At 61.5% G+C, this 23129-nt stretch carries 22 protein-coding genes and 1 pseudogene; 17 read left to right on the plus strand and 6 right to left on the minus strand.

Features of this window, described 5'->3' with window-relative positions:
- Positions 1 to 304 precede the first annotated feature (304 nt).
- The 4 genes from RCCGE510_RS04950 to RCCGE510_RS04965 all read left to right on the plus strand — a co-directional run bounded on the left by RCCGE510_RS04950 (position 305) and on the right by RCCGE510_RS04965 (position 4737).
- On the plus strand, positions 305 to 676 hold the full coding sequence (locus tag RCCGE510_RS04950; RefSeq protein ID WP_157179874.1) for a hypothetical protein: 372 nt from the start codon (positions 305 to 307) through the stop codon (positions 674 to 676).
- 124 nt (positions 677 to 800) lie between these two features.
- On the plus strand, positions 801 to 1058 hold the full coding sequence (locus tag RCCGE510_RS04955) for a CrpP-related protein (RefSeq protein WP_007627729.1): 258 nt from the start codon (positions 801 to 803) through the stop codon (positions 1056 to 1058).
- Between the two features lie 277 nt (positions 1059 to 1335).
- Positions 1336 to 2157 carry a DUF1206 domain-containing protein gene (locus tag RCCGE510_RS04960; protein ID WP_007627731.1) on the plus strand — a complete coding sequence of 274 codons (822 nt, stop codon included), beginning with the start codon at positions 1336 to 1338 and terminating at the stop codon, positions 2155 to 2157.
- Positions 2158 to 2412: 255 nt separating this feature from the next.
- On the plus strand, positions 2413 to 4737 hold the full coding sequence (locus RCCGE510_RS04965) for an EAL domain-containing protein (protein ID WP_007627733.1): 2325 nt from the start codon (positions 2413 to 2415) through the stop codon (positions 4735 to 4737).
- 28 nt (positions 4738 to 4765) lie between these two features.
- Here the strand turns inward: RCCGE510_RS04965 and RCCGE510_RS04970 are convergent, their stop codons facing one another.
- Together RCCGE510_RS04970 and RCCGE510_RS04975 are read right to left on the minus strand one after the other, a co-directional pair.
- Positions 4766 to 5488: a response regulator transcription factor gene (locus RCCGE510_RS04970; protein WP_007627735.1), complete on the minus strand. Its 723-nt coding sequence runs from the start codon at positions 5486 to 5488 to the stop codon at positions 4766 to 4768.
- 12 nt (positions 5489 to 5500) lie between these two features.
- Positions 5501 to 6739 (minus strand): sensor histidine kinase, encoded by a 1239-nt coding sequence (locus RCCGE510_RS04975; protein ID WP_007627736.1) that lies wholly within the window; start codon positions 6737 to 6739, stop codon positions 5501 to 5503.
- A gap of 277 nt (positions 6740 to 7016) precedes the next feature.
- Here RCCGE510_RS04975 and RCCGE510_RS04980 point away from each other — a divergent pair, with 277 nt between their 5' ends.
- The 5 genes from RCCGE510_RS04980 to RCCGE510_RS05000 all read left to right on the plus strand — a co-directional run bounded on the left by RCCGE510_RS04980 (position 7017) and on the right by RCCGE510_RS05000 (position 12376).
- Positions 7017 to 8033, plus strand: a complete 1017-nt coding sequence (locus tag RCCGE510_RS04980; RefSeq protein WP_007627742.1) for an ABC transporter substrate-binding protein — start codon at positions 7017 to 7019, stop codon at positions 8031 to 8033.
- A 71-nt stretch (positions 8034 to 8104) separates the two neighbouring features.
- The gene (locus RCCGE510_RS04985; RefSeq protein ID WP_007627746.1) at positions 8105 to 9556 is read left to right on the plus strand and encodes a sugar ABC transporter ATP-binding protein; all 1452 of its coding nucleotides are present in this window, start codon (positions 8105 to 8107) and stop codon (positions 9554 to 9556) included.
- Entirely contained in the window at positions 9553 to 10500 is a 948-nt protein-coding gene (locus tag RCCGE510_RS04990; protein WP_007627748.1) for an ABC transporter permease, read from the plus strand. The genes RCCGE510_RS04985 and RCCGE510_RS04990 overlap by 4 nt, the downstream gene beginning before the upstream one ends.
- Positions 10497 to 11447: an ABC transporter permease gene (locus RCCGE510_RS04995; protein ID WP_007627750.1), complete on the plus strand. Its 951-nt coding sequence runs from the start codon at positions 10497 to 10499 to the stop codon at positions 11445 to 11447. Before RCCGE510_RS04990 ends, RCCGE510_RS04995 begins: the two co-directional genes overlap by 4 nt.
- A 14-nt stretch (positions 11448 to 11461) precedes the next feature.
- Positions 11462 to 12376: an SMP-30/gluconolactonase/LRE family protein gene (locus RCCGE510_RS05000; protein ID WP_007627752.1), complete on the plus strand. Its 915-nt coding sequence runs from the start codon at positions 11462 to 11464 to the stop codon at positions 12374 to 12376.
- 56 nt (positions 12377 to 12432) lie between these two features.
- Here the strand turns inward: RCCGE510_RS05000 and RCCGE510_RS05005 are convergent, their stop codons facing one another.
- Positions 12433 to 12615: a hypothetical protein gene (locus RCCGE510_RS05005; RefSeq protein ID WP_007627753.1), complete on the minus strand. Its 183-nt coding sequence runs from the start codon at positions 12613 to 12615 to the stop codon at positions 12433 to 12435.
- Positions 12616 to 12811: 196 nt separating this feature from the next.
- Between RCCGE510_RS05005 and RCCGE510_RS05010 the strand changes: the two genes are divergently transcribed.
- The 3 genes from RCCGE510_RS05010 to ligD are packed head-to-tail and all read left to right on the plus strand — an operon-like array spanning position 12812 to position 15605.
- On the plus strand, positions 12812 to 13708 hold the full coding sequence (locus RCCGE510_RS05010; RefSeq protein ID WP_007627758.1) for a Ku protein: 897 nt from the start codon (positions 12812 to 12814) through the stop codon (positions 13706 to 13708).
- 14 nt (positions 13709 to 13722) lie between these two features.
- Positions 13723 to 14553 carry a Ku protein gene (locus RCCGE510_RS05015; RefSeq protein ID WP_007627759.1) on the plus strand — a complete coding sequence of 277 codons (831 nt, stop codon included), beginning with the start codon at positions 13723 to 13725 and terminating at the stop codon, positions 14551 to 14553.
- Entirely contained in the window at positions 14550 to 15605 is a 1056-nt protein-coding gene (ligD, locus tag RCCGE510_RS05020; RefSeq protein ID WP_007627762.1) for a non-homologous end-joining DNA ligase, read from the plus strand. Before RCCGE510_RS05015 ends, ligD begins: the two co-directional genes overlap by 4 nt.
- Before the next feature lie 130 nt (positions 15606 to 15735).
- On the opposite strand, the gene RCCGE510_RS05025 is transcribed toward ligD, so the two are convergent.
- The gene (locus RCCGE510_RS05025) at positions 15736 to 16458 is read right to left on the minus strand and encodes a ribonuclease activity regulator RraA (protein WP_037077809.1); all 723 of its coding nucleotides are present in this window, start codon (positions 16456 to 16458) and stop codon (positions 15736 to 15738) included.
- A gap of 60 nt (positions 16459 to 16518) precedes the next feature.
- Complete coding sequence (locus RCCGE510_RS05030; protein WP_007627764.1) at positions 16519 to 17313, minus strand: IclR family transcriptional regulator; 795 nt, start codon at positions 17311 to 17313, stop codon at positions 16519 to 16521.
- 215 nt (positions 17314 to 17528) lie between these two features.
- Between RCCGE510_RS05030 and RCCGE510_RS05035 the strand changes: the two genes are divergently transcribed.
- Genes RCCGE510_RS05035 through RCCGE510_RS05055 form a run of 5 tightly spaced genes read left to right on the plus strand, consistent with a single transcriptional unit; the run spans position 17529 to position 22887 of the window.
- The gene (locus RCCGE510_RS05035; protein ID WP_007627766.1) at positions 17529 to 19043 is read left to right on the plus strand and encodes an ABC transporter substrate-binding protein; all 1515 of its coding nucleotides are present in this window, start codon (positions 17529 to 17531) and stop codon (positions 19041 to 19043) included.
- 40 nt (positions 19044 to 19083) lie between these two features.
- The gene (locus RCCGE510_RS05040) at positions 19084 to 20004 is read left to right on the plus strand and encodes an ABC transporter permease (RefSeq protein WP_007627774.1); all 921 of its coding nucleotides are present in this window, start codon (positions 19084 to 19086) and stop codon (positions 20002 to 20004) included.
- On the plus strand, positions 20001 to 20918 hold the full coding sequence (locus RCCGE510_RS05045; protein ID WP_007627776.1) for an ABC transporter permease: 918 nt from the start codon (positions 20001 to 20003) through the stop codon (positions 20916 to 20918). Before RCCGE510_RS05040 ends, RCCGE510_RS05045 begins: the two co-directional genes overlap by 4 nt.
- Positions 20918 to 21889 carry an ABC transporter ATP-binding protein gene (locus RCCGE510_RS05050; RefSeq protein WP_007627777.1) on the plus strand — a complete coding sequence of 324 codons (972 nt, stop codon included), beginning with the start codon at positions 20918 to 20920 and terminating at the stop codon, positions 21887 to 21889. Before RCCGE510_RS05045 ends, RCCGE510_RS05050 begins: the two co-directional genes overlap by 1 nt.
- Complete coding sequence (locus tag RCCGE510_RS05055; protein WP_007627779.1) at positions 21886 to 22887, plus strand: oligopeptide/dipeptide ABC transporter ATP-binding protein; 1002 nt, start codon at positions 21886 to 21888, stop codon at positions 22885 to 22887. Before RCCGE510_RS05050 ends, RCCGE510_RS05055 begins: the two co-directional genes overlap by 4 nt.
- A 33-nt stretch (positions 22888 to 22920) precedes the next feature.
- Here RCCGE510_RS05055 and RCCGE510_RS05060 read toward each other — a convergent pair.
- Positions 22921 to 23129: pseudogene (locus RCCGE510_RS05060) on the minus strand (ABC transporter ATP-binding protein); the annotation flags it as partial.

The following is a 23129-nucleotide window of genomic DNA, read 5'->3' on the forward strand; positions in this document are numbered from 1 at the left end:
GCAGTTCGAGATAGAATGTACCCCGGCTACACCACTTTGCGGCGTAATCAGTCTTATGGAACTTCTGGGCGGCGAATCCGGAAACCCCGTCAGGGTGTACCGGCTGCTCGTCGCGTGCGTTGGCGTCCGGAACAGCGTCAACAACTTCCGGGTCGGAAAATCCGGCGCGAAGAATCCTTCGCCCACAGCCTCAAAAGGGCAAACCGAAAGCTGCCGTGGCTACGAACCCTGTAAATGGGGACGAACAGCATCGTCCGCCTCTCCCTTGAGTTGAGTTTGCCAAGCTCGATCCTGGTGCGCCATCTTGTTGACACTCACTGCATGGATTCAATTCGGCCCTCGCGGCTTGATGTATAACGCATTCAGCATATCTCTTCCGAGTGCCACGGAGGATGGAGATATCGAAACTTTCAGGCTGACCTCTGCCCAGAAAACGACTGCGGTGATGAAACTCGCAGACACCCTCCTTGACCTGTTAGGCGATCTTCGAGAGGACGATCGAAACGAGTTTGGAGATATGGTTAAAGACGTTTCGAAGACCATGAGGACCCTTGCGCGCGACATCGCCCGTGGCGACCCTGACGTCGCGTTGGAAATCATCAAGTCATCATCACGGCTCGTCGTAACCCTGCGGCTGGCGGCAGCAAAGCGGCCGAAAACCTCGCAGTTGCACTGACCACGGTGGACCGCCGACCAGCGGCGCGCTCATTCACACCTGTCCCAAATTAACCCATTATTTAGCAATCGCTTGCATGCGCGGACTGCAATGCTACCGTCGGTGACATCGTGGGGGATCGCGTATGACAATTGAAGAGCTCATCGATTTACAGGAAGCAGGCTCAAGGGCTCGTGTGCTCGGGCTAAAGGCTCACGAGAACCCTTACCTCGCCGCCCATAGGATGCCTACTGATGATGCCGGCGGTCTCGGGGATTGGCTTGCACGACACGACGCGTGGAAATTCGGATGGGAAGCGGAAGACGCTAGTCGCGAAGGCAGGATTACGACATACGTCAAAACGCTGATTTCTGTTGCCAAAAGCAGCGCGGCCGATGGCTAACGTGCAGGCGCGAGGTTGGTCCCCTTCGCTTTCTGGCTGAAAAACCACCGGAGGTTTCGAACTCAAGTCTCGCCTCGTATCGGCGCGTACTGGAAATAGCTTACGGATAGGCTTGAGCAACACCAAGTGCCCGTTGACTCCGTGAGCCGTGGTGTTGCCCGTCACCAAAGTAAGATTCGCTTCTTCACGGTCCGCAGAACCTCGGCGATCCTCTCAGCAAACTTTCCGAAGGCTGGCGCGTTAATGTCGCGCACTGGTGCCGGATAGGGAAATGCTGATGACCAAAGGCTTTCGATTTGATGTGCTGGCTAAAGGCGGCTACACGGCGCGCGGTGTCGTTTTTCTCCTCATAGCGGGGCTTGCGCTCTTCTCCGGCGTCGCTGGCGGCCGGCCGGAAACGAAGTCGGCGCTCTCGACGCTGCTTGCACAGCCGTTCGGGCGCGTCTGGGTCGGAATGATTGGTTTTGGTCTTCTCGGATTTGTTGCCTGGAGGCTGGCGCAGTCCCTGGCAGATAGCGACGGCCACGGGAGGAACGGGAAGGCGTTGGTGGTCCGGGCGGCACTCCTTGGCAGCGCCGTCACCTATCTGGGGCTTGCCGGATGTGCACTCAGTCGTGCCCTCTACTTGGGCGGAGGGAGCGAGGATTCTGGTGAGAAGGGGCTGGCGGGATGGATCATGTCACAGCCGTTCGGTTCCTACCTGGCGATTGCCGTGGGGGCTGGCTTTGTCGTCGGCGGCATCGTGATGGTCGTGAAAGGCGTCAGCCGGAAATTTGAGCGCTACGTCAAGATACCGGACAGCAAGGGTATCGTGACATTGATATGCGTTTACGGTCTCGTCGCCCGCGGTGCAGTGTTCGCGATCACCGGGGTACTTTTTGCCTATGCCGGCTTCCGGGTGGATCCGCAGCAAGCCGGCAGCATGGGCGACGCCTTGGAATGGGTTCGACAGCTTCCGTTCGGATCCTTCCTCTACATCGCCGTTGCCGCCGGATTGGCGGCCTTTGGAATATACAACCTTGTCGCGGCACGCTACCGCGTCATCTCAGGCCCATCATTGGCAGACGCCAAGCGTTCAATCCCGCTGGCAGGCTCCTGAGACCGCTTTGTCAGCGTTCGGGTTTCTTCAACCGAAGTCGCGGAACTGTCTGTAACCCTGTTCCGTTTCAGGATTAATCGCCCGTCTCGATGACCTGGGTAGCGGCAATGGCACCGCAAAAAGCATGCCTGCCAAGCGACACTTGCTTTCTCGTCTTTTCGCTGTGGTTTTTGCATGGATTAGTTGCATTTTAACGAAGCCAATATGATTTCGTTAGGGCCGCTTTGGCACCCTCCCCACACCTTCGGAGATGCCATGTTCACAGTGCTTTCATGTATCGCCAACCAGCATGACTGGACGTTGCTGTTCGTTGCCTTGTCGATCTGCTGCTTCGGCAGCCTGACGGCTGTCTTCATGCTGACGCGGGCGCAGGAATGCGTGCGGCACCATCGCCACTACTGGCTCATCGCCTCTGCCGTCGTTCTCGGTGCCAGCACCTGGGCAACCCATTTTCTCGCGATGCTGGCCTATGCCGGTCCGGTGCCCATCGGTTACGATGGCCCGCTGATCGTTTTGTCGATTATCGCGGCCATCGTTCTGTTTGCGGTAGCGGTTGAAATCGCTTTTACGAATGCTGGCCGGCTTGTCCAGGCGTCCGGTGGCGTCTTGGTTGGCTTTGCCATTGCGGCGATGCATTTCGTAGGGCTGCTCGCAATCACGCCTTTCAGCATGGTTTCGCTCGCCGCGGATAAATCGATCGTCTCCTGTGTGTTGGCAATCGGCTTCGGCATCGTTGCGGTTGCTGTTCTGCGGCGGAGCACAAGCAGCCGTTCATACATTTTCGCCAGCGCGGCTTGCATCGTCCTGGCGATCTGTAGCCTGCACACCGTGTCGATGAGCGGTGTCCAGATCACCCCTTCCGCTGAGCCCGTCCATGCCGATCTCTCCTCCGTCGATCGGATCGCCATCGCCATCGCCGTCTCGATCATCTCGACGTTGATCCTGCTCGGAGCCGCCGCAGCACTGTTTCTTGACCGTCATTTGACCGATCTGCGCGGGCTGGCGAATGCCTCGTTCGAAGGGCTCGTCATTGCCCAGGAGAATGTCGTCATCGATCTCAACGAGAAATTCGCTGCGATGGCCGGTAAGGCAGCCGGACTTCTAAAAGGACAGCCGGTCGAGGCGATGCTTGCGATCGAAAGACGCCCTGGCATCGACACCTGCCAAGGCGCCGTGTTGCGCGAGGGCGAGGACACGATTCCGGTCGAGATCCTTGCTCGAACGATCGAATATCGCGGGCGCGAGTGCCAGGTGATCGCCGTACGCGATCTGACCGAGCGCCATGAGGCGAGCCGCCGGATCGAGCATATGGCGCGCCATGATCCATTGACGGGCCTCGCGAACCGCCGTGAGTTTGACCGGTGTTTCGAGATGGCGATTGCCGGCGCGGCAGAAACACCAAGCGGGCTGGCGCTTCTTGCCCTCGATCTGGACCGTTTCAAACTCGTCAACGACACGTTCGGCCATGCCGAGGGGGACGCGGTGCTTCAGCGCGTCGCGCAGGTCCTGGTCCGCACTTTGCCAGCTCATGTTACGATCGCCCGCATGGGCGGAGACGAATTCTGCATCATCCTGGAAAACGCGTCCCGCCAACAGACGGAAGCATTGTCAACGGATCTGCTGAAGGCTTTCGCCGACGAGTTCGCAGATCTTTCGGCCTTTTCGGGATTCGGCGCCAGCATCGGCATTGCCTTGTACCCGGATCATGGTGTTACCGACCGACGCCTGCGAAACAATGCCGACATGGCGCTTTACCGAGCCAAGAGCGGCGGCCGCGGCAGAGCTTGCACATTCGAGCAGGCGATGGATATCGAATTGCATGCCAAGCGGCAGCTCGAGCATGATCTGCGACATGCACTCAACAACGGAGAGCTGTTTCTCGTCTATCAGAGGATCGTCGACACATCGTCGGAAGAGCCGTGTGGCTATGAGGCGCTGTTGCGATGGCGCCATGCAAGCAGAGGCATCCTTGCACCGGCAGACTTCATCACCTCAGCCGAAGAAACCGGTTGCATCATCCCCATCGGGATCTGGGTTCTGGAAGAAGCGTGCGGCGAAGCAGCTTCGTGGAAAACCCCGCTGACGATCGCGGTCAATATTTCGCCGGTTCAGTTCCTGATGCCGAACCTCGTGGGCCAGTTATCGCAAATCCTTGCAAAAACCGGGCTGCAGCCGGCTCGTCTGGAGCTTGAGATCACCGAGTCGGCGCTGTTTCACGATCGGGCTGCCGTCCTGTCCACGCTCAGCCAGCTGCGCGCGATGGGAATCCGAATCGTGCTGGATGACTTCGGGACCGGCTATTCCTCGCTCAGCAACCTCCGCGATTTTCCGTTCGACAAGCTGAAGATCGATCGACGTTTCGTTGCCGGCATCGGCGCGGATCCAACCATCAGAACGCTGTTTGAGAATGTCATCGAGATGGCGTCGACGCTCAATCTGCCGGTGATTGCCGAAGGCGTCGAGACGGAGGAACAGCTTGCGGTCCTTCAGGCAAGCCATCCAGCGCAGATGCAGGGCTTCCTGTTCGGCAAGCCCGAGGCAGCCCCGAGCAGCCGGACTGCGTTGAAAGCCATCGCGTAGAATTGTGGCTTTCCAAGCTGATCCGGACCTACTTTCCGTCAAGCCACTCCTGCAGCTCGGCCTCGGCCCGCTCAAGAGCGCTGTAGTTCAAGAGCTTGCGCAGGAAAGCCACCGTGATGGCGCGGGCGCGGAGATTGAAGCGGCCGTCCTCGTGGTCGTCGCCGGCGCTCTGGTAGACATCGAGCTTGTCGTAGAGCTGCTGGAGACGATTCTGCACGCTGCGCAGCGATAGGCCGCGACGTTTGGCGATGGCCCGGTCGGTCAGACCGAGCGCGATATCGACGAGGATCTCGTATTCCGAATCGGTAAAGCCGTTGGTCTGGCCGAGGCTCTTCTGCTGCAGACCCCGTACCTCGCGGTCGATGACGCACTGGCTCTCGATGAAGATCGAGCGCAGCGCCAGTCTCAGCCGCTCGTCGGAGGCAGATTTCAGCACATAGCCGTAGGCAGCGCCATCCGGCACAATGCGCGAGACACCGCGCACATAGGCCTCGTCCGAATAATTCGACCAGAACAGGATGCGGGTCTCCGGCCGTTCCTTCCAGATCGTGCGCGCTGCCTCGATGCCGTTGCGGTTCGCCATCTGCAGGTCCATGACGATATGCGCCGACTTGTGGTCGCGGGCGAGCTTCTCGCCTACGGTTCCGTTCTCGGCCTCGATCACGGTATCGCATTCCGGCAGGGCGGCGTTGACCGCTTCATGCAGATAGGACCGGTGCAGCGGGTCGTCCTCGACGATCAGAACCTTCATTGCGCCTTCTCCTCAGTTCGGTTCGCTTGCCTGGTCGTGCGGCGTCAGCGGCAGCACGACGCGCACCACAGTCCCGCGATTGTTGTGGCCGGACCCAGTCGCAAAGCGCGCTGAAATCAGCCGCGCACGGGTCTTCATGTTGTCGATGCCGCCGCCGATCCGTCCTCGCGCCTTGGCAAGCCCGGTCCCGTCGTCAGCGATTTCGATCGACAGCCGCTCCTCGTCTGCCTCGAGCCGCACGGTGACGGCGAGCGGCGCTGCATGGCGTACCGCATTGTTGATCGCCTCCTGGGCGATCCGGAACAAGGCGACGCTGACGGTCGGCTCCAGTCGCTCCAATGCGCCGTGCGTCTCGTCGACCAGGCCCCATTCGATCCCCGATCCGGTGTCGCGGGTCGAGCGGTCGAGATGATGTTCGATCGCCTGCGCGAGACCGAAGAGCTGGAGCACCGAGGGTTTGGCCTGTTCGATAATCTGCCGCAGATCCTGCATGCAATGCTGCAGGGAACGGGAGAGCGGCTCCAGCGCCTCGGGCGCCACCTCGCCGTTGCGCGACAGCCGGTCGATCCGGCGGGCGAGCCGCGTCAGGTCGGCGAGCGTCTGGTCGTGCAGGTCCATGCCGATCCGCTGGCGTTCCTGCTCCAGGGCCTCGGTCAGCTTCAGCGCGCCCTGCCGCAATCCCTCCTCGCGGGCCCGGGCCTCCGCCTCGACGATGGCCGAGCGTTGCGCCTGCTCGGCGGCCTGAAGCGCGAAGAAATAGGGGGTCAGCAGGTCGGCGATGATGCGGGCGCGTTCGATATCCTCCATCGTATAGACGCCAGCCGTTCGCGACGAACAGGAGAGCGCCGCGATGATCGTGCCCTGCACCTTCATCGGCACATGCAGGCGGCTCCTCAGCGACTCTTCGACGATCGGCCGCTTGAACGCGCCCTCGAAGTGGAAACGCGGATCCGTCATGGCGTCGTCCGCCAGCAGAAAGTCGACCTCTCCCCAGAGCAGCGAACGGATCGGGCTGTTGACAACCGGCGCGCCGGCAAGGTTGCCCCAGGCGGTCTCGATGCCCGTCTCGTAGGCCGTGTGGTAGTTGCCGCCCTCAAGGAGCACGCAGACATCGAGATGGTCGTGCGGGATGATATGAGCGACCTCGGCGGCAACGGAACGGATAGCCGAGCGGAAGTCGAGCTGGCCGGCGAGCAGCCGTGAAATACCGAGATAGTGGTCGAACATGGCTGCGGGTGCGAGATGCAGCATTGTGGTTCCTCCCCGAGACGGCGGGCTCCTCAACCCGCCGCGATCCTTTTGCAGTAAGCGCCCGCGGAAGCGCCGCCGTCTTGCGTAAACCCGCAGCTAATTGCGCAAAACCCGCAAACGACTTGCTGCCTTGCCCCTGTACAGGCCGGTCGATCTCCCGCATCCTGCCCTTACTGAGAGGAGGAAGCTCAGTGCAAGAACAATTTTCACTCCAGCCCGATTGGGTCGGCAGGAGTGGAGCGATCCGCCGACCAGCGCGATCATCAGGGAGGAAGACATGACAATCCGCAAGATGCTTCTGGCATCGGCCGCTATTGCTTGCGCCGCGATGCCCGTTTCCGCCTTTGCCGACACAGCGGCCAAGAAAATCGCCCTTTCCAACAATTATGCCGGCAATTCGTGGCGACAAGCGATGCTGACCAGCTGGGGAAAAGTAACGGGCGAAGCCGTGAAGGCCGGCACCGTTGCCGCAGCCGACCCTTTCACCACCGCCGAGAACCAGGCGACGGAACAGGCCGCGCAGATCCAGAACATGATCCTGCAGGGTTATGACGCCATCGTGCTGAACGCCGCCTCGCCGACGGCGCTGAACGGCGCGGTCAAGGAAGCCTGTGATGCCGGCATCACCGTCGTTTCCTTCGATGGCATCGTCACCGAGCCCTGCGCCTGGCGCATCGCCGTCAACTTCAAGGAAATGGGCCGCAGCCAGGTCGAGTATTTGTCGAAGAAACTGCCGGATGGCGGCAACCTGCTGGAGATCCGCGGTCTGGCCGGTGTCTTCGTCGACGACGAGATCTCGGCTGGCATCCACGACGGCGCCAAGCAGTTCCCGCAGTTCAAGATTGTCGGTTCCGTTCATGGAGACTGGGCCCAGGACGTGGCGCAGAAGGCGGTTGCCGGTATCCTGCCGAGCCTGCCCGACATCGTCGGCGTAGTGACGCAGGGTGGCGACGGTTATGGCGCCGCACAGGCGATTGCTGCGACCGACCGGAAGATGCCGACCATTGTCATGGGCAACCGCGAAGATGAACTGAAGTGGTGGAAGGAGCAGAAGGACGCCAAGGGCTACGAGACCATGTCCGTGTCCATCGCACCAGGTGTCTCCACGCTCGCCTTCTGGGTCGCCCAGCAGATCCTCGACGGCAAACAGGTCAAGAAGGACCTCGTCGTGCCCTTCCTGCGCATCGACCAGGACAATCTCGAAACCAACCTCGCCAATACCCAGGCCGGCGGCGTCGCCAACGTGGAATACACGCAGGCAGACGCGATCAAGGTCATCGAGTCGGCAAAGTAAATCTCCCGGCGACTGCCGCGCGGCCGCCAATGGCCGCGCGGCCTTCTCTACGAGCAGGTATGGCGGGCAGCATGGATGAGGTTTTGAAGGCGGTGATCGCCGTCGATGGCGCCAAGGTGAGCTTCGGCGCGGTCAAGGCGCTCGACGGCGTGACGCTCCGGGTCATGCCGGGCGAATGCGTCGGGCTCGTCGGCCACAATGGCGCCGGCAAATCGACGATCGTCAGCGTCATCAACGGCGGCCTCACACCGCATGAAGGAAGTGTGGCGAGCGACGGCGAGCGGCTGGAGCGTTATGGCATCAACGCGGCGCGCGCCCGCGGTGTACGCTGCGTCTTCCAGGAGCTATCGCTCTGCCCCAACCTTTCGATCGTCGAGAACACCCGCATCATGCATCGCCATCTCGGCGGCCTCGGCTGGCGCAAGCGCGCCGCTGCAATCATCGAGGAGAGCCTTGATGCCGTCTTTCCCGGCCATGGCATCGACAGCAGCCGGGCCGTGGGCGATCTGTCGATCGCCGAGCGGCAGATGGTCGAGATCGCTATGGCCTTTTCCGACGCCGGCGTTGCGCCGCGGCTGGTGATCCTCGACGAACCGACCTCATCACTCGATGCAAGCCTTGCCCGCCAGATGCTCGATCATGTCCGCCGCTTCATCGCAGCCGGCGGGTCGGTCATCTTTATCTCGCATATCCTGCACGAGATCCTCGAAACCTCCGATCGCATCGTCGTCATGAAGGACGGCCGCGTCGTCGCCGAACGCCCGGCGCATGGCTTCGACCATCACGGGCTCGTGGAGGCGATGGGCACCGTCGCCAAGGAGGAGACAAAGCAGCGCCCGGGGCGCGAACAATCCACCGCGCCGCTCATTCTGTCCCATCGGACGAAAGGCCTTCCCTTCGCCGCCCGCAAGGGAGAAATCATCGGACTGGCGGGACTGGCCGGCCACGGGCAGACCGAATTGCTGCTTGCCCTGCATGCCGCCCAGTCCGGCAACTGGCTGCCTGAGCGCGATCCGCTCGTCACCTTCGTCGCCGGCGACCGCCGCCTCAACGGCGTCTTCGAACTCTGGAGCATCCTACGCAACTTCTCTATCGCCTCGCTCGGTGACCTCACCCGGCGCGGCCTGATCCTTTCCGGCGAAGAGGAGATGAAGGGCGCCGACTGGAAGCGGCGGATCGAAATCCGCACGCCGGATATGGCCAACCGCATCCTGTCGCTTTCCGGCGGCAACCAGCAGAAAGTGCTCTTCGCCCGCGCGCTTTCAACGCGCGCGCCTGTTGTTCTGATGGACGATCCGATGCGCGGTGTCGACGTCGGGACCAAGCAAGAGGTCTACGCCATCATCCGCGAGGAAGCCGTGCACGGCCGCACCTTCATCTGGTACTCGACCGAAATGGACGAAGTCAGCCTCTGCGACCGCGTCTACGTCTTCCGCGAAGGCCGCATCACCGCCGAACTTGCCGGCGATGCGGTCAACGAGAAGAATATCATCGCCGCCTCCTTCGAAGGGCTCGCCGCATGACGTTCCGGCTGTCGTCCGACGCCATGCGTCTTGCCATCCCCGCTTTGTCGCTGACGCTGCTGCTTGCCGCCGTCTTCTGGCTGCAGCCGCGCGCCATGAGCTATGTCGGGCTCAACCTGCTATTCAACCTGGCTGTGCCGATCGCGCTTGCGACGATCGCCCAGATGCTGGTGATGGCGGTCAACGATCTCGATCTCTCGATGGGCACGTTCGTCAGCTTCGTCGCCTGCGTCACCGCGACCTTTCTGCGAGATGCTCCCCTAATCGGCATCCTGATCCTTGCCGGCGCGGTCGCCACCTATGCGGCGCTCGGCGTCGTCATCTATCTGCGCAATCTGCCCTCCATCGTCGTCACTCTTGGCATGAGCTTCGTCTGGGGCGGCCTTGCCGTGCTGTTGCTGCCGGCACCCGGCGGTCAGGCGCCGGACTGGGTGCGCTGGCTGATGACCGTCAAGCCGCCACTGGTGCCGATGGCGATCGTCGCCAGTATCGTCATCGCCACCGTCGCCCATCTTCTCGTCATGCGCTCCTCGCTCGGCGTGCTGATCCGCGGCATCGGCGGCAACCAGCGCTCGGTCGAGCGCGCCGGCTGGTCGATTGTCGGGGCGCGCGCCACCGCCTATGGACTTGCGGGCCTGTTCGCTGTGCTTGCCGGTATCGCCCTCGTCGGCCTGACCACCTCGGCCGATGCCAATATCGCGCTGCGCTACACGCTGCTGTCGATCGCCGGCGTGATCCTTGGCGGCGGCGAGTTCATCGGCGGCCGCGTCTCCCCTGTCGGCGCCGTCATTGGCGCTCTGACGCTGACGCTCGCCGGCTCGTTCCTATCTTTCCTGCGCATCTCGCCGGACTGGCAAATCGGGGCACAGGGCGCGATCCTGATCATTGTGCTGGCGCTCCGCCTGATGCTGAACCGTTTGGAGAAGCGGGAGAAACGCCGATGACCCTACTCCTCGGACTTTTCGGCAAACCCTGGATCTGGTCTTGGCTTGCCGCCTTCATCGTCTGGTTCCTGACGATCATGGTGACGCTCGGCGCCAGCACGCTCGGCCTGTCGCAGGCAGCCCTCACCTTCGCTGCCTTCTCGGTCATCGTCGGCCTCGGCCAGATGTTCGTCATCACGCTGGGTCCCGGCAATATAGATCTCTCGGTTCCCGCCACCATGACGCTTGCCGGCACGGTGGCGCTGAAGCTGATGAATGTCGAAAACGGCATGATCCTGCCCGGCCTTCTCATTGCCGTCGTCATCGGCCTTGTCGTCGGTCTCGGCAATTACGCGCTGATCAAGGCGCTGCGCATCCCGCCGATCATCGCCACGCTGTCGATGAGCTTCGTCGTCCAGTCCGCCGCGATCTGGACGAACCGGGGATTACGCATCAAACCTCCGAGCATGCTTGCGGAGTTCACCACGTCGAACACGCTCGGCGTGCCGAATGTGGCGATCGTCGCGCTCTTCATCTCGCTGCTTGCCTGGTTCCTGCTCGAGAAGACCATCTACGGACGCTGGATCTCGGCGATCGGCCAGAGCATGCCGGCGGCGCGCATGGCCGGCATACCGGTCGATGGCACACGCTTCGTCACCTACCTGTTCTGCGCCGTGCTGGCCTCGGTTGCAGGCTATCTTCTCGCCTGCTTCTCCGGCGGGGCGGCACTCAACATGGGCTCGGAATATCTGCTGATGTCGATCGCCGTCGTCGTGATCGGCGGCACGGCGGTCGCCGGCGGCGATTCCAATGTGCCGGGCATCTGGGGCGCCTCGCTCTTCATGTTCCTTGTTGTCTCGATGCTCAATACCTACGGGGTCGGCGCTGGCATCCGCCTCATCATGACCGGCCTCATCATCATCAGCGTCATCATGCTCGCCGGCGGCCGCCGGGCCGGCATGCGATAAACGGAAAGACCGCCATGGCCGAGGCCAGCATCTACGAAATCCACGACTCGCGCTTTCGGCAATTGATCGTGACGAGCGCTGCTCTGGACGAACTCTATTCCGGTTGCCGCTGGGCGGAGGGTCCCGTCTGGTTCAACGATGCGAACCAGCTGCTGTGGAGCGACATTCCCAATCAGCGCATGCTACGATGGACGCCAGAGAACGGCGTATCCGTTTACCGGCAACCCTCCAACTTCGCCAACGGCCATACCCGCGACCGGCAGGGGCGGCTGATCTCTTGCGAACATGGCGCCCGCCGCGTCACGCGTACCGAGGTCGATGGCGTAATCACCGTGCTCGCCGATCGTTTCGAGGGCGCCAGGCTGAATTCGCCGAACGACGTGGTGGTGAAATCCGATGGCACGATCTGGTTCACCGACCCAACCTACGGCATCATGTCGGACTATGAAGGCTATCGGTCCGAGCCGGAACAGCCGACCCGCAACGTCTACCGGCTCGATCCGGCGACCGGCGCGCTTGCGGCCGTCGTCACCGATTTCATCCAGCCGAACGGCCTTGCTTTCTCGCCGGACGAAACGATTCTCTATGTGGCGGATTCGGCAGCAAGCCATGATGAGAGCCTGTCGCGTCATATAAGAGCTTTCGACGTGGTCGATGGCATCAGGCTTGCGAACGGCCGCGTCTTCTGCCTGATCGACAACGGCATTCCCGACGGCATCCGCACCGATGTGAACGGAAACCTCTGGTCGAGTGCCGGTGATGGCGTGCATTGTTTCGATCCTGGCGGCAAACTGATCGGCAAGATCCGCGTGCCGCAAACCGTCGCCAACCTCACCTTCGGCGGGCCCATGCGCAACCGGCTGTTTATTACGGCGACGCGTTCGATCTATTCGGTCTATGTCGCAGTCAGCGGTGCTCAGCTGCCGTGAGAGCGTGATGGTCTGCTGGCAGATGAACCCTCCGATAGGGAGGGCTCGCTGCCTTGTCAGTGTTTAACGTTGCGATCGCCACGGTCGCCGTCTCCAGGCTTTGCTTTCGTCTTCGCCGGCTGGCGGCGATCGGCTGCCAGTGAGCGGCCGACATCGTCGCTCTCCTTGAATTGCCCTTTTTCATTGCGGCGGACGTAGCGTTTGTCGGTGCCGGTATCGATGAGTTCGCGCTTGGTCATGTCGTTCGTCCCAGTGGTTGCCGTCTCCTTAGAACGTACCCCACGGCAAAAAGATGCATGGAATCAAAAACATCTCGTGACTCGCAAAACGGGAAACCTAGGCGCGTTAAGTGCTTGAATTTAGATTCGTTTTGACTCGGAACAAATGACGGGGTGAGCCGTTGACTCGCGTTGGTTGCGTGAGGGAGGCGGGTCGATGGTTGCGCCGCGAGCGAATTGGAAGGGCTATATCAAGTTCGGAGAGGTCGCGTTTCCCGTTGCGCTCTACACGGCGGCATCCTCTTCCGAACGGATCGCCTTCAATACCTTGAACCGAAAGACCGGCAATCGTGTCCGGCGCGAATTCATCGATAGCGAAACCGGCGATGCCGTCGAGCGCGACGATCAGGTCAAGGGCTTCGAGATCGAGGATGGGCGATATGTCGTGCTCGAACCCGATGAAGTCGCGGCCGCAGTTCCAAACAGTGACAAGACGCTGAAAATCGAAGCGTTCATTCCCGTTGACGAGGTCGACGACGTCTATTTCGACAAACCCTATTATCTTGCTCCCGACAAAATCGGCAGCGATGCCTATAAGCTGCTACGCGACGGCATGGCGAAAGCCAAGGTCGCCGCAATTGCCCGCACGGTTCTGTTCAGGCGCCTGCGCACCGTTCTCATTCGGCCGCTCGGCAACGGCCTCATTGGCTCCACCTTGAACTACGATTACGAGGTCCGTTCGTCGGAGAAGGCTTTCGAGGAGATGCCGGATCTGAAGATCGAGGGCGAGATGCTGGAGCTTGCCAAACACATCATCAACACGAAAAAAGGCCAGTTCGATCCCAAGCAGTTCGAAGACCGTTATGAAAAGGCGGTGGCGGAGCTGGTGAAGGCCAAGATAGAGGGCCGGACGCTGCCGAAGAAAAAGGTGGTCGCCGCGTCCAAGCCGAGCGATCTTCTGCAGGCGTTGCGTGAAAGTGCGGGAATGTCCGCGCCTGCCAAGACCAAACGCACGGCGGCCAACGCCAATGCCGGTAAGAGCAGGCAAAAAGCCACTCGGGCGTCTGGATCCAAGGGCCGCAGCACCGGCGCCCACCAGCGCCGCGCCAGCTGATCGAGGAGGAAGTGATGGCGCCCCGTCCCCACTGGAAAGGCTATCTGAAGCTGTCGCTGGTGACCTGCCCCGTCCAGATGATGCCGGCAACGTCGGAAAACGAAAAGGTACGCTTCCACACGTTGAACCGGGAAACCCAGAACCGTGTCGTCAGCCACTATGTCGATTCCGTCACCGGCAAGGAGGTCAAGGACGAGGACGAGGTCAAGGGCTATCAGCGCGGTGAGAACGAGTATGTGATCCTCGAAGACGAGGAACTGGAAAACGTCGCGCTGGATAGCACCAAGACCATCGACATCGAGGTCTTCGCACCGCGCGACGGCGTCGAGTGGATCTGGCTCGATACGCCCTATTACCTCTCTCCGGACGACCCGGTCGGTGAGGAGGCGTTTACCGTCATCCGCGATGCCATGGCGGCCGAGAATATGGTCGGTATTTCCAGACTGGTGATCTCGAGGCGGGAACGCGCCGTCATGCTCGAGCCACGCGGCAAGGGTATCGTGCTCTGGACGCTGCGTTACGGTGACGAGGTTCGCGACGCCGAGACCTATTTCGAAAGCGTCGATGACGACCCAGCCGACAGCGAAATGATGCCCTTGGTTCAACAGCTGATCAAAAAGCAGACGCAGCACTGGAGCCCGAAGATGGTCTCCGATCCGGTTCAGGACAAGCTTCTCGACATCATCGACGCAAAGCGGAAGCAGATGAAAAAGCCGGGCAAGGCGAAGCCCAAGGTCAGGGAAAAGGAAGAGCCGGCGCCGAGCAACGTCATCAACATCATGGATGCGCTTCGCAAGTCGGTCGAAGCGGAAAACCGGTCCGGGAAGGGCAAACATCCATCATGACGCGTTCGCGCCGCCCCTCATTGCCGTTCCTTAACGAGTCCAACACAACGCTGCAGTCTCGTCCGATCCGCAAGCGTGATCCCGACCAGCCAAGCCTTCCACTCGACCCAATGCCGGCGAGGGTCGAGCCCTGCCTTGCGCTGCTCAAGCCCACCGTGCCGCTGGGTTCGGATTGGCTCTACGAGGCGAAGTGGGATGGCTACCGGCTGGCAATCCACATCGAGCCGAAGAGCGTTCGTGTCATCACGCGCGGCGGCCATGACTGGACGAACCGCTTTCCCACCATCGCCGCGGCAGCCAAGGAACTGGGTGTGGCCACCGCCATATTGGACGGGGAAGCGGTGGTTATGGACGAGCACGGCCGATCGGATTTCGGCGCATTGCAGCGTTCGCTCGGCGGTCGAGGCGGCAAGCGGGTCTCGTCCGAGTCCATTCTCTACACCTTCGATCTTTTGTATCTTGACGGGCATGACCTGACCGGCACCGAGCTCGCCGTGCGTCGGCACCTTCTTGAAGACCTGATACCAGAAGGCGGCAACGGGAAAATCCGCTTTTCCGAAGAGATAGACCTGCCGGCCGAGGACCTGCTCGAGCATGCCTGCCATCATCGGCTGGAAGGCATTATCGCCAAGCATCGCGACCGGCCCTACCGCAGTGGCCGCACGGGCGACTGGCTGAAGATCAAGTGCGTTGAGAGCGAGAGCTTCATGATCGTCGGTTACGAACAGTCGACATCCGCCCGCGGCGGCATCGGCAGCCTGCTGCTCGCCGGCAAGAAGGGTTTCGATTGGATTTCCGTGGGATCGGTCGGAACCGGTTTCAGTACCAGCGATGCCGAGCACCTGAAAAAGACGCTCGACAAGTTGAAGACGAACCGACCGGTCGTTCCCCTGAAGGGCAAACGCTACGTCTTCGTGCAGCCGACGCTGATCGCCGAGATCGAGTTTCGCGGCTGGACGGACGACGGCAGTCTCCGCCACGCCTCATACAAGGGGCTTCGAGAAATTCAGGACAACGCCGCTGTCTTCGATATGACCGGTTTCGGCCGTTGAGGATCAAGATCGCCTGTGGTTCCCTTGGGTGCCCAAAGTTTTTGGGCTCGCCTGATTATTCGCCCTATGATGTCTGTGCCGGGCCTGCCAGTCTGTGCACCGCGCAGGCCCGCTCCGATGGTGGTGTGCCTCACATGGTCGCTGCACGCGCTTTGCGCCAGGCTTCGAACCGCTCCAGCGTTTCCTTGTTTGGTGGATACACGCCCAAGGTCGATTTGCCGGCCTCGATTTCCAGCTTGAGGAACTCTTCCTGCTCCTCCATCGCAACTGCCTCGTCGGCGATTTCGTTCACATATACCCGCGGAATGACAATCACGGCTTCGCTGTCGCCGAAAATGATGTCGTCCGGATAGACCGCGACGCCGCCGCAGGCGATCGGCTGGTTCATATCCGACGCGTGGTGCGCGACCAGATTGGCAGGGGCCGCCGGTCCCATGCAATAGGTGGGAAGGCCCAGATCGACAATATCGGCCGTGTCACGGACGCCTCCGTCCAGCACAAGGCCAGCGCAACCGCGGTAGACCAGCCGGCGGGCGAGCATCGCGCCGATGCCCGCAATCTCGGCTACCGAGCGGCAATCGAACACCAGAACATGGCCTTCTGGTATCGTATCGATTGCCTTGCGCTGCTGGTTCGACGGATCGGAACTGTAGGTCGATCCGTCGATGTCTTCCCGTGCGGGAATGTACCGCACGGTCACGGCTGGGCCGACCATCGGCTGGTCGAGACCCGCGAGCGGTCGAACGCCGCGAACCGCAGTGTTCCTCAATCCGCGCTTCAGCAATAGTGTGCTGAGGCTCGCTGAGTTTGTGCGCAGGAGTTTTGCGTGAACCGATGGGTCCAAAGCTGTCATGAGATCCTCCGTATCTGCACAGAGGTCTAGCACAGGAACAAAATAGTTCAATATAGAATTTTATAATTCTGATTTGGACAGCGGATGAACACCGTTGATGGCCCTCGTCAATGCCGCAGCCCCCTCTACGACCTCGCGTTTGATTGAGCGAGCCCGGTCCGGCGTCGCCTCACCGATAAATGGGGTGCTTATCGTTGCCACCAGGCGGCCGGCGGAATCGAATACCGGAGCCGCAAAAGCTCGCAGACCGAGATTGGATTCCTGATTGTCCTCAGCAAAACCATTGCGGCGAATGTCGACGAGCGCTTCCTTCAGCGCCTCCGGATCGGTGATGGTATAGGGCGTCCTGGCCTCCAGCCCGCCGGCGCAGTAGACTTCGATCTCGTTATAGTCGGAATAGGCAAGAGCAAGTTTGCCGGCTGCTCCCACATGTTTTCGAGAGCGCCCTCCGACCTTTATGAACAGGGAGTAGTCGCCGGGGCTGGAGGCCGCGAAAATCGTCATCATTTCATTGCCTTCAGGCGCAGCCAGCCGAAAAGATTCGTAGATCCGGTCGGCCGCAGCCGTCAGAATCGGCCTTGCGGTCTCGATCAGCGTCGCCCTGTCCGCACCAGGAGAAATACGCCGCGCGAGTTCCACAAATTTAGGTCCAAGTTCGTAGGACGCCCCGCCCTTCACCCGAGCCACAAGCCCATGCGCGGTCAGCGAGTTGAGGATGCGATAGACCGTCGACCGAGGCACTCCGAGCTGATCGACCAAGGCGCCAAGAGAGATACCCGTCTTGGCATCGGCGACCGCCTCAAGCAGATGTGCGGTCTTTTCAACAACAGGCGAACCATGTTTCGGTTCAATCATGAACTGTAAAATCCATATTTGAATTAATAATCTTGACTCTGGCGAGCTCGGCGCGCATGTTCCGCCACGAGTGTCACATTTGACACTACCCGCTTACAGGAGGAAGTAAAGCCATTTCAATGCCCGCTGACGTGGCGCGCGCCCGGGATGGCTTTCGAACCCATGGCATCGTGGCAGGCTAGGTGCCGCTCGTTGGATCAGGAGGAGGGCTTTATATGGACAGGGTCAAGAAGATCAATGTGTTGAGCGTGGGGATGGCTTTGTTGCTGGGTGCTGCGATCCCTGCACATTCGGCTTCGGACAAGCTGACGGTCGTCGTGACCGACGAGCCCAAGTCGCTCGACCCATGCGATACCGATCTTTCCGGCAATTCCCGCGTGGTGCACAACAATATCACCGAGGCACTCGTCAACCTGAGCCCCAAGGACGGTTCGGTTGTTCCGAGCCTCGCCACCGCTTGGCGGCAAGTGGACGCGCTTACTTGGGAGTTCAAGCTGCGCGAAGGAGTGACGTTCCACGATGGCAAGACGTTCGATGCCCACGCCGTTGTTGCGGCTCTCAAGCGGGCACAGGACCTGCCACTTGCCTGCGAGGTTGGACTTGCCACGTTGAAGGGGGTCAAATTTACCGCAGAGGCGGTGAACCCGACCACCGTCCTGATCAAAACCGATGTCGTCGAACCGATCCTGCCGAACAAGATGTCCGCACTGGACATCGGCTCGCCGGCGACACCGAGCGACGGTAAGACGCGTGCTCCGGCTGGAACGGGGCCCTATCAGTTGACGGCGTGGACGCCTGGGCAATCGGTCACGCTTGCCGCGTACGAAGGCTATTGGGGCGAGAAGCCGCCGATCAAGCATGCGACGATCATCTGGCGCGCCGAGTCGGCCGTCCGGGCCGCTATGGTCGACACCGGCGAAGCGCAGATCGCTTATGAAATAGCGCCTCAGGACGGCACGACCGAACGGGATCACGCCTTCCCGAACGCCGAGACCTCGCTTCTGAGGATCGATGCGCAGGTCGCGCCCTTCAACGACAAGCGCGTGCGCGAGGCCCTCAATCTGGCGATAGACCGGGATGGGCTTATCGGCACCATTTTTCACGAAGGCGCCCAGAAGGCGATGCAAGTCGTGCCGCCGTCGGTTTTCGGCTTCAACCCCGATATCCCGGTCTGGACATACGATCCGGAAAAAGCGAAGTCCCTGCTTGCCGCCGCCAAGGCGGATGGCGTGCCGGTCGACAAGGAAATCGTCATCTACGGCCGCATCGGCATCTATCCCAACTCGTCGGAAAGCCTGGAAGCCATTCAGGCGATGCTGGCCGATGCCGGCTTCAACGCAAGGCTCGAAATGCTCGAGACCAGCCCTTGGCTGAAGCGGTTGCTGAAGCCCTGGGAGAAGGAGCGCCAGCCGTCGATCCTGCAGACGCAGATCGACAATACCGAAGGCGACGCAGTGTTCACGCTGCCGAACCGCTTCACCAGCGATGGCAACCAGTCGACCATAGCGGACGCCAAGCTCGACAAGCTGATTGCCGACGCTTCGAGGGCGACCGGCGACGAGCGCAAGAAACTGTTCCAGGAAGCTTTCGAATACATCGCCGTCGATGCGGTCAACATCGCGCCGCTCTTTCACATGGTCACGATCGCCCGCGTCGCCGAGAACGTGAACTACATCCTCGATGTGCAGGCCGGCAATGAGATCAAGCTGAAGTCGGTCAGCTATCGCTGACTGTCGGCTTGACGACCTGAACGTCGCCTGAGGAGAGCGGATGTCCTTCACATACTTCCTGAAACGTGCGGGCTTTGCGGCACTTGCGCTTGCCGCGCTGATGACATCCGCTTTCTTCCTGGTGCGGCTGACGGGCGACCCAGTCGATCTCTACTTGCCGGTCGATGCCTCGGATGCGGCGCGCGAAGCCATGCGCGCCCGTCTCGGCCTCGATGGCTCGCTTCCGGCACAATTCCTCGATTGGGCCTGGGACATCCTCAGGCTCGATTTCGGGATGTCGCTCTGGCACAACCGGCCGGCCATGGATGTGGTGTTGGAAGCACTGCCCAACACGCTGGCGCTCGGTGCCATTGCATTGACCCTGGCCTTCGCCGCCGCCGTGGTCCTCGGATCTATCGCGGCCGTGAATGCCGGCAGTTGGATCGACCGCGGCGTCAACCTGCTGTCGCAGGCCGCCGCCAGCGTGCCGGATTTCTGGCTCGGCCTGATGGGCGTGCTTTTATTCGCGGTCACCTTGCGTATCCTGCCGACATCGGGCTTCGGCGGCCCGATCTATTGGGTCCTGCCGATCGCCTGTCTTTTCGCCAGGCCTTTCGGCACGCTGGTGCAAATTGTCCGCGGCTCGATGATCGAAGCGCTGAACGCGACCTTCGTGCGGACCGCACGGGCCAAGGGTGCGCGCGACGGACGGGTTACCTTCGTGCATGCGCTCCGAAACGCTCTCCTACCAGCGGTCACTGTTACCGGCGACCTTGCCGCTCAGTTTGCCGGCGGCGGTGGCGTCGTCGAGGTGGTCTTCGGCTTTCCGGGTATCGGCAAGCTTCTGATTGACGGCATCCTCAAGCGCGACTTCGCCGTCGTCCAAGCATCGATCTTCGCTGTTGCTGTCGTCATCTTCTTCATCAACATCCTGGTCGACATGCTCTATGCCTCGATCGATCCGCGCGTGAGGGTCGAATGACCGACGCGTCTGTCGAACTCCTCCCAGCCCGGGAGCGCCGCAGCCGCCGCATCCTGTGGCTCGCGCGAGCGCTCGCGGGTGACCCGATGGCGGTGGCGGCAACGATCTGGCTACTGATCGTCGTGCTTGCCATTCTCGCCGATAGCCTGTCGCTCTTGGGCGACAACCGCATCTCGCTTAAGGCGCGCAACTTGCCGCCCTTCGACTTCGGCCAGTCCTGGACGTTGTGGCTGGGGGCTGACGCGCTCGGACGGCCACTCCTTGTCCGCCTCATCCAGGCTGCATCGACGACGATTGGGATCGCCCTCACCACCGTGTTGACGAGCCTGATCGGCGGAACGCTGCTTGGCGTGATCGCAGGCTATTTCGGCGGCATCGTCGGCAACATCATCATGCGGATCTGTGACATCATCCTGGGCTTCCCGACCCTTCTGGTGGCGCTCTTCGGCCTCTATCTGTTCGGCCCAAGCGTCAGCAATCTGGTGATCGTGCTGGCCGTCACCCGCATGCCGGCCTATATTCGTGTCGCGAGAGCTGAAACGCTGGAGGTCCGCGAAAGGCTTTTCGTCGATGCCGCGCGCGTCTTCGGGGCCGGACCGGAATGGATCTTGCGCAATCATATCCTGCCGAGCGTCGCTCCCACCATGCTGACGCTCGCCGCCGTCAATCTCGCCATGGTCATGCTGTTTGAATCGGGCCTGAGCTACCTCGGCCTCGGCATCCAGCCGCCTGCGGTCAGCTGGGGACTGATGGTGGCCCAAGGCCAGGGGTACCTGTCGTCGGCTTGGTGGCTCGGCTTTTTTCCCGGCCTGGCCGTCATGTTCACCACCATGTCGTTCAACCTCCTCGCCAACTGGTTCCGTATCGTCAACGACCCGTCGCAGCACTGGCGGCTCATAAGCAGGAGGGGTTGATGGCACTTCTCGAGGTCAAAGACCTGCGGGTCAGTTTCGACACGGCAGCCGGCCGCATCCTCGCCCTCAACGGGGTCTCCTTTTCGCTCGATCGTGGCGAGGTCCTGGCGCTTCTCGGTGAAAGCGGCTGCGGAAAATCGGTGACGGCGTCGGCGATCATGGATCTCGTTCCCAATCCTCCGGGCGCGATCGACCAGGGATCGATCTGTTTCGATGGCACCGAGCTTTTACAGCTTCCGCGGCAGGAGCGGCGCGATCTTTGCGGCGACCGGATCGCCCTGATCTTCCAGGACGCGCTTGCGGCGCTCAATCCGGTTTATCCTGTCGGCTGGCAAATCGCCGAAATGTTCCGTATCCATAGCCGCACCCCGGAAGGCGGCGTCGAAAAAACCGTGATCGATCTCCTGACTGCCATCGGCATTCCCGACGCTGAACGCCGGGCGCGGCAATATCCGCACGAGTTTTCCGGCGGCATGCGCCAGCGCATCATGATCGCCATGGCCGTAGCGCTCGAACCGGACGTCATCATCGCGGACGAGCCGACGACGGCTCTCGACGTGACGATCCAGGCGCAGGTCGTCGATCTTCTGGGCGCCGTTCGCAAACGCAGCGATGCCGGCATGATTTTCATCACCCACGACCTGGGGGTCGTGGCAGAACTCGCGGACCGCGTGGCGGTCATGTATGCCGGCCGCATCGTCGAAACCGCAAGTGTCTTCGAATTGTTCGAGAACGCCAGGCATCCGTACAGCGTCGGATTGCTCGCCTCGCAGCCGCGGATGGATACGGACGAGGATGAACTGGTGCCGATTCCCGGCTCCGCTCCCAACCCTGTCGCCCTCCCCTCCGGCTGTGCATTCAGAACGCGCTGTCCGCGTGCAGAGAAACTCTGCGCCGAGATCGTCCCTCACCTTGAAACCGTGGGAGCGGGCCGCCAGGTCGCCTGCCACTTTCCGGTATCGCCAGCATGACCGAACCCGTTCTTAAAGTCCAAAACCTCTCCCGGCACTTCGGCGGCCCATCGACACCGGTGCGTGCTGTCGATGATGTCAGCTTCGAAATTGCAGAGGGCGAGACGCTCGGCCTCGTCGGCGAGAGCGGCTGCGGCAAGACCTCGCTTGTGCGCACGCTGCTGAGGCTCGGACCGGCAACCGGCGGCAGCGCCCTGCTGGACGGCATCGACATCACCACGAGCAGCGGTCGACAATTGCACGAGTTGCGCCGCAGAATGCAGGTGGTGTTCCAGGATCCCTACCAGTCGCTCAATCCCCGCATGCGGGTCGACCGGCTGATCTCGGAGCCCTGGGCGCTGCACGCAGGTGTCGTGCCGAAGGCACGCTGGCGGGAAGAGACAGTCAAGCTGCTGGAATCTGTCGGTCTGCGCGGCGAACATGCGGACCGCTACCCTTCCGAATTCTCAGGCGGCCAGCGGCAGCGTCTTGGCATTGCACGCGCTCTAGCGCTCAATCCGACCCTCCTCGTCTGCGACGAACCGGTTTCGGCCCTCGACGTGTCCGTCCAGGCACAGGTCGTCAACCTGCTGGCCAAGCTGAAGCGCGAACGCAATCTGACGATGCTTTTCGTCGCGCATGATCTCGCCGTGGTGCGCCATATATCAGACCGGGTCATGGTCATGTATCTTGGCAAAATCATAGAGACCGGGCCGAAGCATTCCATTTTCAGCGCGCCGGCTCATCCTTACACCCAGGCCTTGCTTTCCGCGGTACCGACACCGGATCCGAGGCTTCGCGGGAAGCGCAAGCGCATCGTGCTGCAGGGCGAGCTTCCGAGCCCCGTCAACCCGCCCAGCGGATGCCGCTTCCGGACCCGCTGCTGGAAGGCCACATCGATCTGCGCCGAACAGGAGCCCGCCCTGACTGTGCGAACCGCCGCCCCTGGTCTGCTGACCGCCTGTCATCACGCCGATTCGGGAATTGCCGATGGCGACCTGAAACGGACACCGGATTAGTTCCGTCGCATTGAACGGACTCGAACCGGCGGCTCACTCTGAAAACGCATTGTCCAACAGCGCCGAAACTTCCCGTAAATGGTCTGAAAAACCGGGACCGAGGCGGAATGCTTTTGTCCGCGGATAAGGCTCGGAAACGACGACTGAACCGATGATGCGGCCCGGTCGTGCCGCCATAACGACAACGCGGCTGGACAGGTAGATGCTCTCGGTGGTGTTGTGGGTCACCATGACAATCGTGC

The organism is Rhizobium sp. CCGE 510 (genome assembly GCF_000292525.1).
GTDB lineage: Bacteria > Pseudomonadota > Alphaproteobacteria > Rhizobiales > Rhizobiaceae > Rhizobium.